The organism is Bartonella taylorii (assembly GCF_023920105.1).
GTDB classification, from domain to species: Bacteria; Pseudomonadota; Alphaproteobacteria; order Rhizobiales; family Rhizobiaceae; genus Bartonella; species Bartonella taylorii.
On sequence record NZ_CP083693.1, the window covers coordinates 1,395,829 to 1,410,006 of the forward strand.

The window sequence follows — 14,178 nt, forward strand, 5'->3', positions numbered from 1 at the left end:
TAAAACACAAACCTTATCAAAATTACTGATTTATCGAAGTTACTGACGCCGCTCAAATCGCCGACGTAAAAAAACTGCAGAAATATTCATGATCGCAAGAAAAATCATTAATACGATAATAGCACCCGATGTCTTCTCAACAAAAGCGCGCTCTGCTTCACCTGCCCACATGAAAATTTGAACAGGCAAAGCTGTTGCTGGATCCATGGGTGTAGCAGGAATATTCACAACAAAAGCAACCATTCCAATCAAAAGCAAAGGTGCAGTTTCACCCAGAGCCTGAGCTACACCAATAATCGTGCCAGTTAAAATACCAGGCGCTGCTAAAGGAACAACATGATGAAAAACCATTTGTGTTTTTGATGCTCCCAATCCTAAAGCTGCTGCGCGAATAGAAAGAGGAACTGCACGCAAAGCAGAGCGTGTCGCAATAATGATTGTAGGAAGCGTCATAAGAGCCAAAACAAGCCCACCAACGAAAGAGGCAGAACGTGGCAATCCAAAAAAATTAACAAAAACAGAAAGTCCTAAAAGACCAAAAACAATCGAAGGTACAGCTGCAAGATTATTGATATTAACCTCAATAAAATCTGTAAACTTATTTTTGCGTGCATATTCTTCCAAATAAAGAGCCGTTGCTATCCCTATCGGGAGCGAAATCACTAAAACTATAACTATCATGTAAAGAGAGCCGATTATCGCAACACCTAACCCCGCAGTCTCAGCACGACTTGAAGCACCAAATGTAAAAAAACCAAAATTAAATGTTTTGTAAAGCGCACCATCATACGCCAAGCGTCTTATCCATTCCACTTGACGATTAGAAACTTTGCGGTTTTTTTCTGCTACATGCAAATCAATCTGCCCTTTATAAGCAGAATCAATATCCGCTGCCGCCAAGACTTTGATTTTTTGCGTTGTTCCAATGAGTTTTGGATTCTTTGTTACCATCTCACGTAGTTGAACACGTACACTATTTGAAAACATACGGTTAACATCCCGCAGAGATGCCCTATCATTTTGATCTATATCAAGCTTTTTTGCTAAAGCATTCCGTACAAGAAGTGGATAATTGGCAGTTATGAGTATTTGTGGATTTATTTCACGCTGCCCATTTGGATCAATAACCTTTTCATCCAAATAAATTGATAACATCATTTCACTTTGAAAAAAAGCTGTATAACCTTGGCTAATGACAGTCCATAAAAGTGCAAATAAAAAAAATAAACCAATAAAAATGGCAATTAGGCCATACGCGCGGAAACGACGCTCAGCCCAATATCGGCGTTTGAGAACAATATTGCGACGAGAAAAAAGAAAATTTTCATTCATTCATATTGTTCCCGATATTTACGCACGATATAAAGAGCAAGAATATTCATCAAAAGAGTCATAATAAAGAGTGTCATCCCTAAAGCAAACGCAACAAGAGTTTGTGGAGAATTAAATTCAAAATCACCTGTCAATTGATTAACAATCTTAACCGTCATTGTAGTCATTGCTTCAAATGGATTAAACGTTAAGTTCGCTGCAACACCTGCCGCCAAAACCACAATCATCGTCTCTCCAATTGCACGCGATGCGGTCAATAAAATGGCTCCCATAATTCCTGGAAGCGCTGCCGGTATAACTACTTTTTTAATCGTTTCAGATTGCGTTGCTCCTAAACCATAAGAGCCTTCGCGTAAAAAACGCGGAACAGCCGTAATAACATCATCGGACAAAGAAGAAACAAAAGGAATCAACATAATTCCCATCACAACTCCAGCAGTCAAAACACTTTGAGCCATAATAAAACCAACACCACCAGAGAGAGAAACAGAGAGATCACGTAAAAATGGACCTACAACCTTCAAAGCAAAAAAACCATAAACAATGGTTGGAATACCAGCAAGCACTTCCAACAATGGCTTCACAATTGATCGCAATCGAGTAGAAGCATATTCGGCCATATAAAGAGCTGAAAATAATCCAATAGGAACAGCAAAAAGCATTGCTACAAATGCAATATAAAGTGTACCGGCAAGGAGTGGTATGAGACCAAATTGTCCCACTCCATTACTCGAACCGCTAGCTGAAAAACGGGGATCCCAAACCGTTCCAAAAAAGAAATTTGAAAAGGGTACAGACTGAAAAAAACTCATCGTTTGAAAAAACATAGAGAATGCAATGGCTACTGTCGTCAAAACCGCGACTATAGATGCACAAACCAATCCAATAATAATCAAACACTCAACTTTATTGCGTGCACGCTGACGCGGAGCAATTTGCATAATTCCATAGATAAGGCCTAAAACCGCAATGATAAAAAGGACACTACGTCCAATAAACTGCAACTTTTCAGAAAAATTAACCCATGACTGTGCTATCCTTAATATATCATCTGATGTTTCATGAGGCAAAACAAAGCCTTTGGCGAATAATTGTGCCCGCACTTCTTCATACGAAGCCGTAGCAAAATCTCCCTCCAAGCGATGAATCATTTTAACCAAATTGCGGATAATTCCCAAAATAAAGTCATGATCTACAAGCTCTTTCACATACGCGCTATATGCCCAAACCTCTCGAGAGGCACTATACTCTAAATAAATTGCACTCCCACTATCCCAAAGAATTAAAAAAACAAGAGCTGGAATAACAGTCATCGAAAATGTCCACCAGCCATGATAATAGGCACGAGAGTGCATTTTGTATTGTGCGTATTCAAAAGTGCGAGCACGCATATAAGAAATACAAAATCCAATAAAACCAAGAAGCAATAACAGAAAAATAATGAAGGAAATGCGCATATTGTCTTTCAATTTTTATAAAAAAGCAGCACAGAAAATTCCCACACCGCAAATCCAGAAAATTATTTCAAAGTCATCACTCTACCAGCAGAAAAAGCTGAACGCTGCGCTTGGCGCTCTTTTTCAGAAGCAACAATCAAACCATATTCAGCCAATGGGCCATCTGGACCAATCATTTGATCAGAAAGAAAAAAGTCGACATATTCGCGCAAACTTGGAACAATACTTAAATGCGCTTTCTTAACATAGAAAAAAAGTGGACGAGAAACTGGATATTTACCATGAGAGATTGTTTCAACAGTTGGCGCAAAACCGTTAATATCTGCAACCTTTAGCCTATCAGCATTATTTTGATAAAAAGACAAACCAAAAATACCAACCCCTGTTTTATTAGAAGTCAGACGTGCAAATGTTTCAGAATAATCCCCATCAATATCAATAGCCTTTCCATCCCTACGCACTGCGACACAAGCAGCATGTATCGCCTTATCATCCATTCCCAAAGCTTTCATCGCCTCAACTGCTCCACTGGACTTACAGCCCGCAGCCAGTAATTTTTCTTCAAAAACTTCACGCGTTCCATGCTTTTCTCCAGGAATATAAGCTGCTATCGTCCAATCAGGAAGAGCACTATTGACGGCGTTCCATTTGGAAATGTTATTGGGCTGCAATTTCCCGTCTACAATAATCTGAGCAGCAAGTGCCCTATAGACATCTACTGGCAGCAATTTCCAATCAGGGCCATTTATATCTGTTGCAAAAACAATGCCGTCATACCCGATGCGTATTTCCTCAACATCTTTTACACCAGCATCAAAACAAGACTGCAATTCACTTGGCTTCATCGCTCGCGAAGCATTAACGATATCAATAGTGTTCTCTCCAACACCACGACAAAACTCCTTAATACCAACTCCTGTTCCACCCGATTCTATAACTGGAACCTTAAAATGAGGGTAAGTTTCTCCGAATATCTCAGCAACGATTTTTTGATAAGGTAAAACTGTAGATGAACCAGTAATCTGAATTTGATCACGCGCATTGCCCATACTTGTCAACACAAGTGCGAAAAATAGTCCCACTCCAACTGTTAACACTGTTTTCATCTCTGCACTCCTTAACATGTGAATCAAAGCCTCTTGCTCGCATTATATGATAATTTAAATTGTAATTCACATTTGCAACATAACAAATATAAAAAAGCAACATTCATAACTTTTCTGACAAAACCATATTGCTTCCTTTTTTAACAAATTTAATTTGAACGTTTTAATTCAACAACATCCCAGAAAAGATGAGCAATATCCGTACCAGAAAAACGTTTAATTTCACGAATTCCAGTAGGAGACGTCACATTAATTTCTGTTATATAATCTCCGATCACATCAATGCCCACAAGAAGAAGACCACGTTCCTGCAAAGTTGAACCAATGCGTTCGCAAATCTCATAATCACGTTTTGTTAAATCAATATTTTCCGCGCGACCTCCAACATGCATATTAGAGCGAACATCTGTTTCTGCAGCAATCCGATTAATCGCTCCAACAGGCGTACCATTAAGCAAAATAATCCGTTTATCCCCTTTTCGTACTGCATCTAAATAACGCTGAACAATAAAAGGTTCGCGGTAACCTTGGGCAAACATTTCCAACAGCGATGCCAAATTACGATCATCCTGTTTCAAATGAAAAACACCGGCTCCCCCGTTGCCGTAGAGTGGCTTCACAATTATTTCGCCAAATGTAGCTCTAAAGGCGGTTATTTCTTCAATATCCTTCGTAATTAATGTTTCTGGCATCAAATCAGAAAATTCAGTAACAAAAATCTTTTCTGGACTATTGCGCACCCATGCTGGATCATTCACAACGAGCGTCTTAGGATGAATACGCTCTAACAAATGAGTCGTAGTGACATAATTGAGATCAAAGGGGGGATCTTGGCGTAAAAGTACCACATCCATATCTATTAATTCCGTACGAACAGGCTTCCCCAATTGATAATGGTGCCCCTCATCATCATACACCGTCAATGCCTCTAATCGTGCAATTACACAACCATCGCGCATAGATAAACGATCGGGCGTATAATGAAAAAGAGTGTGTCCGCGTTCTTGCGCTGCTAAAGCAAGTGCAAATGTTGTGTCTCCTTGAATCCGGAGCGTGGAAATATGATCCATCTGAATGGCAATTTTCATGAACAAAACCTCCCTATAACTGAAAGCGGACTAGCCTATGTGCCATAAACTTTGTAAACAATAAAAAAACTATGACAAGAGAAAACCTATGAAACAAGAAGCTGATACAAAATTAAGCAACGAAGAAATCGAACGCTATGCACGCCACATCATTTTGCCTGAAATTGGTGGTGCAGGACAACAAAAATTGAAAGCTGCACGCGTTCTTGTGGTTGGCGCAGGTGGTCTTGGTGCTCCTGTCCTCACCTATTTGGCAGCCGCAGGCGTTGGCACCCTCGGAATTGTTGATGATGATATTGTTTCGCTTTCCAATTTACAACGTCAAGTTATTCACAAAACAACTGCAATCAACCAAAAAAAAACTGACAGCGCCCAAACCACTATAGAAGCAATTAACCCCCATATTACCGTTGAAAAATACAATTTACGCTTAAAAGAAAGTAATGTAGATGAACTCCTCAACGACTACCAAATCATTGTTGATGGTAGTGATAATTTTGCCACTCGCTATTTACTTGCTGATCATGCAGCCCACTGTGCAAAACCTTTAATAAGTGGAGCTGTAGGACGCTTTAATGGCTCCCTAACGGTGCTCATGCCTTATAAAGACAACAACCCTCACTATCGCGATTTATTCCCCAAACCACCAGCTTTTGGAACTATTTCGTCCTGTACTGAAACCGGAATCATCGGTGCTTTACCTGGGGTCATCGGCACACTACAAGCAATGGAAGTCATTAAACTTATCACAAACATTGGTGAACCTTTAGTGGGAAAAATCCTCCTTTATAATGGATTGTCTGCGCAATTTAATATCATTACCTATAAACGGTAAGATTCCAATGCGAATACAATAGTCATCAAGGCTTGCATATAAGAATTTTGGTAATGAGAAAAAATACTATCGGCAGAACCATGCTTAACTATTTCTCCATTGCGCGTGACAATCACTTCTTTGCAAGTCCTTTAACAACCTTTAAATTATGACTCATAAACAAATAACCCAAATGATATTTTGGTTGTAAATAACGTAAAAGAGCAATAATTCTGTACCTACACATTTACATCAAACACCATTTTTGGCTCACAAGCATAAATTGGATGATAATGAACGTTACTATTCCGATACCAGATAGTGTTGGTATAATCAGTAAAAAATGCCGAGGAACAAAAGCTGTCGTTTTTTATTTTCATTTTCCAATACAATTGTATTGGGTTAATTTTAGATGATGCGTCAATAACAATTCTCTTGGTGAATCTTTGAAACCAAAATTACAAACGAAAACTAATCATACCTCTTCCCCAAGTTAATCCTCTTAGCATAGTTTAGCTCGGCTCATCTACTTTATTATCATTACCCATTAAGGGAACAGGATTATCGGATAGACTGCGTAAATAAAGCAAAAGATCAGCACGATCTTGATCATTGTTGATCCCACGAAAGGACATGGTTGTTCCTGGAAACGCTTTACGTGGTGATTGCAAATAACGATCCAAAGTTATAAAATCCCATTTTTGATCAGAATTCGCGCGTAATGCCCGTGAGTAAGGAAAATTTTGTGCCGCCGCTAAAGGACGGTTTACTATGTCCCAAAGCACTGGACCAACACGCCCTGATTCATTACGACCAGAGGTATGGCATATAGCACATTGGCGAAAAACTTTACGCCCATTTTCAAGACTGCCTTGTTGAAGGCGGTCATTCAGTGACAAAAGACTGTTAGACGCCTGTTGTTTCTCCTTAACTACATCGTGCTTTTTAACTGTAGGAAACTGTTGAACCAATGCAGAATGATCATAGATTATATTGCTAAACGTGGAAATTCCCACCAAAACAATCAGCACAAATAGAAAAGAAAAAATAAAATAGACAACTGTCGAGCGCTTCATAAAAACTCAAACGTTCATATTTTGATTACTAATTTTAGTTTAAGCTTTTTCCTTGTAATAAACAACATTATAAATGCATTACATGCGGAATTTTGGAACTTTGCAAATGACTCTTGAACCGATTATTCTTATTCCCGCTCGGATAGATTCAACGCGTCTACCCCAAAAAGCTCTCACTGAGATCGCTGGAAAACCGATGATTGTTCACGTTGCTGAACAAGCAAAAAAAGCTGCACTTGGACGTACTATCGTTGCAACAGATCATAACGATATTGCTAAAGTCGTTACAGCTTACGGGTATGAATGTATTATGACATGTAGCCATCATAAATCTGGATCTGATCGCATTTATGAAGCTTTAACTCATATTGATCCCGAACAACGTTACAATGCTATTTTGAATGTCCAAGGTGATTTGCCAACGATAACTCCTAATGAAATCATCAACGCTTTAAACCCCCTAGAAAATAGTTCCACTGATATTGCAACTTTAGGTGCTAAAATCGTCGAGGAAAATGAAAAAACAGATCCCAATGTCGTCAAAATTATTGGTACACCATTTTCTCAAAATCGCCTGCGTGCTCTTTATTTTACCCGCGCTACAGCCCCTTATGGAGATGGTCCTCTTTACCATCATATTGGAATATATGCCTATCGACGTGAAGCGCTTGAGCGATTTGTAACGCTCAAACCGTCTGCGCTCGAAAAACGCGAAAAGCTTGAACAATTACGCGCTTTAGAACATAATATGCGTATCGATGTAGAAATAATCAATACAATTCCTTTAAGCGTTGATACACAACGTGATCTTGAGAGAGTCCGCAAAATTTTAGCATGAAAACATTAAAAAAAACCAATAAAATCTCTTTTCAAGGAGAATATGGCGCCAATTCTCATACAGCATGCCTCAACATGTTTCCCAATATGGATGCTGTACCCTCTGCCACTTTTGAAGACGCACTCAACCTCGTGGAAAACGGAGAGGCTGATCTTGCTATGATTCCTATTGAAAATACTCTTGCTGGCCGTGTTGCGGATATTCATCACCTTTTACCACAATCATCCCTTTATATTATTAGTGAATATTTTTTGCCTATCCATTTTCAACTAATGGTTTTACCCGGTGTCACGCATGACGAAATTAAAACCGTCCACAGCCATACACATGCCCTTGCACAATGCCGTAAAATCATACGTAAAAATGGCTGGATACCTGTCACTGCCGCCGATACAGCTGGAGCTGCAAAATTTATTAAAAAAAATGCAAAACGTTCACAAGCAGCCTTGGCTCCTCTGATTGCAGCAGAACTTTATGGGCTTAATATTCTTGAAAAAAATGTTGAAGATAGTCCCCATAATATTACCCGTTTTGTCATACTTTCGCGTTCTCAACAATATGTACCAAAGCCCCAAAATGGCGAAAAAATTATCACGAGTATTCTCTTTAGAGTACGCAATGTGCCGGCTGCCCTTTATAAAGCTATGGGTGGCTTTGCTACAAACGGTGTTAATATGACAAAATTAGAAAGTTACCAAATTGGTGGGAATTTCAATGCAACACAGTTTTTCGTCGATATAGAAGGACATCCTGAAGAACCCATGATGCAACTCGCCTTAGAAGAGCTGGCCTTTTTTTCTGCTGAATTTCGCATTGTCGGTATTTATCCAGCTAAAAAAGATCGCACACCACACAGATGCCATGTAATTAACTTTGAAAATAAGAACTAAAAAAGAAAATGAGCTACAGCGTCCATTCATGGAACATTTGAATTATTTGGAGAACATTTTTTTACAAACTTGCGCAATAACCAATATTGTTTAGCAAAAATAACAAAATAACGCAAACACCGAAATAAAATTCTCTTGAGCTTCTCAAGCCTTCATATGAAAAATCTTTTCTTGAAGATAAAAACAGATTTTTTAGCAATTCATATCAAAAGGTAATTGTAAACTTTCAAAACAACACCAGAGAACAATTTAATATGTCATCAAAATGCACAAAAAAATAATCTATTTAAGTATCTCGTGTCTTAAAGTTTTCATAATGTTTTTTCTAAATTGAGGAACGGAGGCTTAACCTCACAATTCTTAGATAAAGATTACTTTATTTATATTTACTGAGAGTGATTTACGATTGATCGTATCTTCAGATAAAAGGAAACAACATAATGAAAAAAATTCTTTCTCAGGGGTTATTAGCGATACATATCCTTGCTTACTGCAGTAGCGCATTTGCTGGGATTGGTGAAAGAAGATAGGAATTTGCACCAGGTGAAAGTGTCACAATTAAGAAACCTCCTGAAGACAGCGATTTTAGGGACGGAGCGGAATATGGTTGTAATGAATTTGAACCTAAGGAAGTGTCATTTACTTTGTCACACTTTTCTCTTTCTGATTTAAACAGACTACAAATTGTTGCTAATGATGACGATAAAATAACTGATGATAAAAAAAATAAAGTATTTACTATTAAAAAGGTGAAATCTCTCGGGTTAAGCTTCCTTTGGTGGGGAAACTATATTTTTACAAATACCACAAATGAGAGAGTTGTTGGCATAGATTGTGATGCAGGACATTATTGATGCCCTTTTAAATAGCATCTACGTTGGGTAGCCCTACCCAATTGTTCAGTTATTCCTTAAAAAAATACGGTTTCGTGAATTATCAAAATAGGAGATTTCTGTGAATCTGAGTTTTTATACGCATATGATAAAATTAAGCATTGTGCAGCTGTTACAGAAAACTGGAATACCGTAAAATTATACGAAAAAATGGCTGGAAACATGTCATTTTTGTTGATATAGTAGGAGTAGTAAAATTTATTAAAAAGATACCAAACGTTCACAAGCCGCCTTGGCTCCTCTGATTGCAGCAGAAATTTATGGGCTTGATATTCTTGAAAAAAATGTTGAAGATAGCCCCCATAATATTACCCGTTTTGTCATACTTTCGCGTTCTCGACAATATGTATCGGCGAAAAAATTATCACAAGCATTCTCTTTAGAGTACGCAATGTGCCAGCTGCCCTTTATAAAGCTATGGGTGGCTTTACTACAAACGGTATTAATACGACAAGATTAGAAAGTTACCAAATTGGTGGGAATTTTAATGCAACACAGTTTTTCGTCGATACAGAAAGACATCCTGAAGATCGCATGATGCAACATGCCTTGGAAGAACTGGCTTTCTTTTCTGCCGAATTTCGCATTATTGGCATTTACCCAGCTAAAAACGATCGAACTCCGCATATATGAAAAAAATCAAAATGAACAACAGCATCTATTCATAAAACGCTCAAACTATTCCGATAACACTCCTCTATGCATTACGTAATAAAGGATATAAGTTTATCACAGAAAAACATTAAGCACCAAACACAAGATTTTCTTTGACCATCCCATTCACTTCATACAACAGAATGCTCTTTGAGAAAAAAGATAATCTTCTATAGCAATTTATTTCAAAGGAAGACCGTAAATCTTCTTAAGAAAAGTCATAAAATAATTTAAATTGCTATCAGAATATATCAGACAATAATACTTTCAATTATCTTAGATTTAGGTAACGTTCAAAAAGCTGAAAATACAATTTAAATATACTGTTTGCGTTAAATTTGATCTTTTCATATTTACGAAAACTGCGTTATGATCAAGCGTATTCAATATAAAAGGGGAAAAATAATGAAAAAGATCTTCATTCAAGGAATATTAACCACTAGTATACTCGTTTGCTCCAGCGTAGCATTTGCTGGATTTAGTGAGAAAAAATGGGATTTTGCGCCGGACGAAAGTGTTACAATTGGTACGTCCGATACAAAACATCAAGGCGTTGAATACTCTTGCAAAACATTTAAGCCTAAAAAAGCATCTTTTGCTTTATCGTACTCTGTCCCTTCTGACTTAAACAAATTAAAAATTGTTGCTGACGATGAAAAGAAAATAACACATGATAAAGAACATAAGATCTTCACACTTAAAAATGTAAAATCTCTCGATATAAGTTTCCCTTCATCAGGAAATTATATTTTTAAAAATATTACTAAGAAAAAAGTTGTCGGAACAAATTGTGATACAGGGGATTACGATTGATAATATTTCCAAGAATCCCTAAGTTCTTGGGGAGGCCGCCTCAATTGCTCCGGTAAATCTTTTCTTGAGAAATCGGGCGTCATAAACCCTTAAATCCCGATTTCTTGTAGGGTTGGGGTTCGGTACTTGCACGGTGAAATTAAATATTTAAGTAAATTGTGTAGCAAATTAAACCGTTTTGTATTTTTGTACTCAGAGTAATTTTTTTAACAAGCATAACATATCCATCTTTGCAGTTGGATCATCTCGAAATTGCTACAAAATATTATAAATCACATACATCAGCAGAGAAGTAACGAAAAACTGCTATAGTCTTGTAAGTTTGTTCTATATCTTCCAAATATAGTAATAATGTAAAGCAGAAGATATGCTATGTTCTGCTAATAGTAAACTGAGTGCCATAACACATACGAGAAATCTTAGTCTCATTTTATTTTAGTCATGGTAAAACTCATAAATGGACTGTGTTTCATGCCACATTCATTTAAACTTACTTTAAAGAAAGATTAATTTTACTTTTCTCTAACTTTTAAAGAATTCATCAGCTATTTAAAGCGATATGATACAGATTACGTTGCACTATTTGGCAACAATATTTCCCTAAGTTTTCCAATTTCAGCTCATTAAATTAATGTGTATACTTTATCCCCTCCTTTTTGCTGTTGCAAACTTCCCATAATTCATTGAACAACTTCAGAAAAATAAATGCCCCTCTCCCCTCGAGACGAATTTTAGCTAATGAGCGTTTCCTTAATGTCGAGAAAAATAAGCACTTTTTTCATAGCAAGTAAATATGGTGAACTACTCCAATAAAAACCGATAAATTCCCACCTTATTTGTCGCCCATAGTACAAGACATTAACCTCAAAGGGAAAATTCTTTTTTGTTCTTGTCATATTTTTCGTTTCTTTGCTTGATTTTTCATTTTAAATCGACAATATGAGTTTGGGAGGTTGGTGGTGGACGAACTGCTCGCCAACCGGGTCAGGTCTGGAAAGAAGCAGCCCTAACGAGTCTTGGTACGGGTCATTGTACCAACCTCCTTTTTTGCTGAGAAAATCGTATTTTATTGTTTTTCAGTGGAATATCTTTAATTTTCAGAGCGACATTGCGCGTGTAAAAAATAGAGGGATTGGACTGTCTTTAAGCAAATTGGCCAATTCTTTAAAAAATAAATTGATTGAGAAAAAATCCTTTTATATTAGAGTAGAGTATTAACTTGTACTTTTGTGTTATCTAAATGTACGATAAAGAGCTTCAAAGTTGGAATCATTGATGGAAAATATGCAGCTAGAAACGACCTATCGTGTTCTTGCTCGCAAATATCGACCTCAAAGCTTCTCTGACCTCATTGGTCAAGAAGCTATGGTGCGTACCCTTACGAATGCTTTTGAAACAGGCCGCATTGCACAAGCATGGATGTTAACAGGAATTCGCGGAGTAGGCAAAACCACAACTGCGCGTATTTTGGCACGTGCACTCAACTACAAAACAAAAGATATTGACCAACCAACAACCGTATTGAATACACTTGGTGAACATTGTACACAAATCATTGAAGGGCGCCATATCGATGTTATAGAAATGGATGCGGCGTCGCATACGGGTATTGATGATATTCGTGAAATTATTGAACAAATACGTTATCGTCCTGTTGCTGCACGCTATAAAGTTTATATTATTGATGAAGTCCACATGCTTTCAACGCAAGCATTTAATGGCTTATTAAAAACACTTGAAGAACCACCAGCGCATGTAAAATTTATTTTTGCAACGACAGAAATTCGCAAAGTTCCCATTACGATTCTTTCGCGTTGCCAGCGTTTTGACCTACGGCGTATTGAATCGACAATTTTGAGCGCGCATTTGCGCCAAATTGCAAAACGTGAAAACGTAGAAGTGGAAGATCAAGCACTCTCCATGATTGTTCGCGCTGCGGAAGGCTCTGTACGTGACGCATTATCCATTTTTGATCAAGCAATTGCGCATAGCTATGGTAACGTCAGTGCTCTTGCAGTGCGTGCTATGTTAGGCTTAGCTGATCAAGCACGTGTTATTGATCTCTTTGAATTTATCATGAAGGGTAATGTTGTAAATGCATTACATGAATTACGCAGCCAATATGATGCAGGTGCTGATCCTCTCACTATATTGACAGAATTGGCTGATTTCAATCATCTGGTTACACGTCTACGTTTTACTCCAGAGATAGCTGAAGATCTCTCGCTTACTGAAGATGAACGTTTAAGAAGCTTAGATTTTTCACAAAAACTTTCCATCCCTGTTTTATCCCGAAACTGGCAAATGTTACTCAAAGGCTTACAGGAAGTTAGCCAAACTGCACGTCCGCTTCAAGCGGCCGAAATGTTGCTTATTCGGCTTGCTCACACTGCTGATCTACCAACTCTTGATGAAGCTTTGAAAAAGCTTAACCAAGAAAAAATACCACTCACAACCATTCAAAATTCTTCTCATCAAGAGTCTACAAATGCCAACAATGTGGCAAGAGTAACAGCTGTATATGCTCATTCTTCCTCAAACGTTTCAAACACACCAGCCAATCAAACAGATTGCAAAACACCCTTGGAAAACCAATTAGACCAAGCCTTAAAATCAAAAGATCCAATCAAAATTCAAACTCTGGAAAGCACTAAAGCCCCTGAAATAATAGACACTCTTGAAACTTCTCAATCTTTTGATCTTTCTGAAAATATTGCAAATTTACCGCATCCCCCCACGCAAACAATAAAAAAAATTACTGAACCTCAAACCGTAGTTATTAATTCTTTGCATGATATTGTTGAATTAGCTGAAAGATATAATGATATTCCTTTCAAGCTTCTTATTAAAGAATTTGTTCATCCTGTTTCTTTTGAACCAGGGCATATTACTTTGAGACTTGCTGAAGGTGCCCCACTTTTATTTGCACGCGATATAGAAAAAATGCTTTCCCAATGGACTGGGAAACGTTGGACTATAACACTCGTTCATGAAGGAGGAGGACCAACTTTACAAGAAGAAAAGGTAGCTATCCAAAAGAAGCTTTTTTCCAATGCAGAGGCAGATCCTGATATCGCGAAAATCCTCAATCATTTCCCAGAAGCAAAAATTGTCGATATTCGCCTAAATAAACAAGAAAACGATCTTGATTTATCCCCTGATACTTTTAAAAATACCGAAACTTTTGAAAATGAAAATAATATCAACGATGAATAAG

10 protein-coding genes, 1 other RNA gene and 1 pseudogene are annotated in these 14,178 nt (G+C 37.6%); 7 read left to right on the forward strand and 5 right to left on the reverse strand.

The genetic code is table 11. From position 1 onward, the window contains the following. Positions 1-39: 39 nt before the first annotated feature. The 4 genes from pstA to gshB form a co-directional block, all read right to left on the reverse strand. Positions 40-1,332: a phosphate ABC transporter permease PstA gene (gene pstA / locus LBE40_RS06135; protein ID WP_004858701.1), complete on the reverse strand. Its 1,293-nt coding sequence runs from the start codon at positions 1,330-1,332 to the stop codon at positions 40-42. Next, positions 1,329-2,789 (reverse strand): phosphate ABC transporter permease subunit PstC, encoded by a 1,461-nt coding sequence (gene pstC / locus LBE40_RS06140; RefSeq protein ID WP_004858700.1) that lies wholly within the window; start codon positions 2,787-2,789, stop codon positions 1,329-1,331. Before pstC ends, pstA begins: the two co-directional genes overlap by 4 nt. Positions 2,790-2,851: 62 nt before the next feature. Then, on the reverse strand, positions 2,852-3,895 hold the full coding sequence (locus LBE40_RS06145) for a substrate-binding domain-containing protein (protein WP_004858699.1): 1,044 nt from the start codon (positions 3,893-3,895) through the stop codon (positions 2,852-2,854). A 149-nt stretch (positions 3,896-4,044) separates the two neighbouring features. After that, positions 4,045-4,983, reverse strand: a complete 939-nt coding sequence (gene gshB, locus LBE40_RS06150) for a glutathione synthase (protein ID WP_004858698.1) — start codon at positions 4,981-4,983, stop codon at positions 4,045-4,047. A gap of 88 nt (positions 4,984-5,071) precedes the next feature. Between gshB and LBE40_RS06155 the strand changes: the two genes are divergently transcribed. Further along, a complete protein-coding gene (locus LBE40_RS06155) occupies positions 5,072-5,818 on the forward strand; it encodes a molybdopterin-synthase adenylyltransferase MoeB (protein ID WP_004858697.1) in 747 nt (248 codons plus the stop codon). A gap of 491 nt (positions 5,819-6,309) precedes the next feature. Here LBE40_RS06155 and LBE40_RS06160 read toward each other — a convergent pair whose 3' ends face one another. Beyond that, entirely contained in the window at positions 6,310-6,873 is a 564-nt protein-coding gene (locus LBE40_RS06160) for a c-type cytochrome (RefSeq protein ID WP_004858695.1), read from the reverse strand. A 106-nt stretch (positions 6,874-6,979) separates the two neighbouring features. On the opposite strand from LBE40_RS06160, the gene LBE40_RS06165 reads away from it, so the two are divergent. The 6 genes and pseudogenes from LBE40_RS06165 to LBE40_RS06195 all read left to right on the forward strand — a co-directional run bounded on the left by LBE40_RS06165 (position 6,980) and on the right by LBE40_RS06195 (position 14,177). After that, positions 6,980-7,711 carry a 3-deoxy-manno-octulosonate cytidylyltransferase gene (locus LBE40_RS06165; protein WP_004858691.1) on the forward strand — a complete coding sequence of 244 codons (732 nt, stop codon included), beginning with the start codon at positions 6,980-6,982 and terminating at the stop codon, positions 7,709-7,711. Further along, on the forward strand, positions 7,708-8,601 hold the full coding sequence (locus LBE40_RS06170) for a prephenate dehydratase (protein ID WP_004858690.1): 894 nt from the start codon (positions 7,708-7,710) through the stop codon (positions 8,599-8,601). The genes LBE40_RS06165 and LBE40_RS06170 overlap by 4 nt, the downstream gene beginning before the upstream one ends. Before the next feature lie 1,024 nt (positions 8,602-9,625). Continuing rightward, positions 9,626-10,127: pseudogene (locus LBE40_RS06180) on the forward strand (prephenate dehydratase domain-containing protein); the annotation flags it as partial. A gap of 426 nt (positions 10,128-10,553) precedes the next feature. Then, positions 10,554-10,961, forward strand: a complete 408-nt coding sequence (locus LBE40_RS06185) for a hypothetical protein (protein WP_004858683.1) — start codon at positions 10,554-10,556, stop codon at positions 10,959-10,961. Between the two features lie 948 nt (positions 10,962-11,909). Beyond that, positions 11,910-12,007, forward strand: an RNA gene (gene ffs / locus LBE40_RS06190) — signal recognition particle sRNA small type. A gap of 229 nt (positions 12,008-12,236) precedes the next feature. After that, positions 12,237-14,177: a DNA polymerase III subunit gamma/tau gene (locus LBE40_RS06195; RefSeq protein WP_004858681.1), complete on the forward strand. Its 1,941-nt coding sequence runs from the start codon at positions 12,237-12,239 to the stop codon at positions 14,175-14,177. The last annotated feature ends 1 nt before the right edge of the window (position 14,178 follow it).

Coding starts and splice junctions, on each gene's coding strand:
- LBE40_RS06185 (WP_004858683.1), top strand. CDS start 10,554: ATGAAAAAGATCTTCATTCAAGGAATATTAACCACTAGTATACTCGTT.
- LBE40_RS06195 (WP_004858681.1), top strand. CDS start 12,237: ATGGAAAATATGCAGCTAGAAACGACCTATCGTGTTCTTGCTCGCAAA.
- pstA (WP_004858701.1), bottom strand. CDS start 1,332: ATGAATGAAAATTTTCTTTTTTCTCGTCGCAATATTGTTCTCAAACGC.
- LBE40_RS06170 (WP_004858690.1), top strand. CDS start 7,708: ATGAAAACATTAAAAAAAACCAATAAAATCTCTTTTCAAGGAGAATAT.
- LBE40_RS06165 (WP_004858691.1), top strand. CDS start 6,980: ATGACTCTTGAACCGATTATTCTTATTCCCGCTCGGATAGATTCAACG.
- pstC (WP_004858700.1), bottom strand. CDS start 2,789: ATGCGCATTTCCTTCATTATTTTTCTGTTATTGCTTCTTGGTTTTATT.
- gshB (WP_004858698.1), bottom strand. CDS start 4,983: ATGAAAATTGCCATTCAGATGGATCATATTTCCACGCTCCGGATTCAA.
- LBE40_RS06160 (WP_004858695.1), bottom strand. CDS start 6,873: ATGAAGCGCTCGACAGTTGTCTATTTTATTTTTTCTTTTCTATTTGTG.
- LBE40_RS06145 (WP_004858699.1), bottom strand. CDS start 3,895: ATGAAAACAGTGTTAACAGTTGGAGTGGGACTATTTTTCGCACTTGTG.
- LBE40_RS06155 (WP_004858697.1), top strand. CDS start 5,072: ATGAAACAAGAAGCTGATACAAAATTAAGCAACGAAGAAATCGAACGC.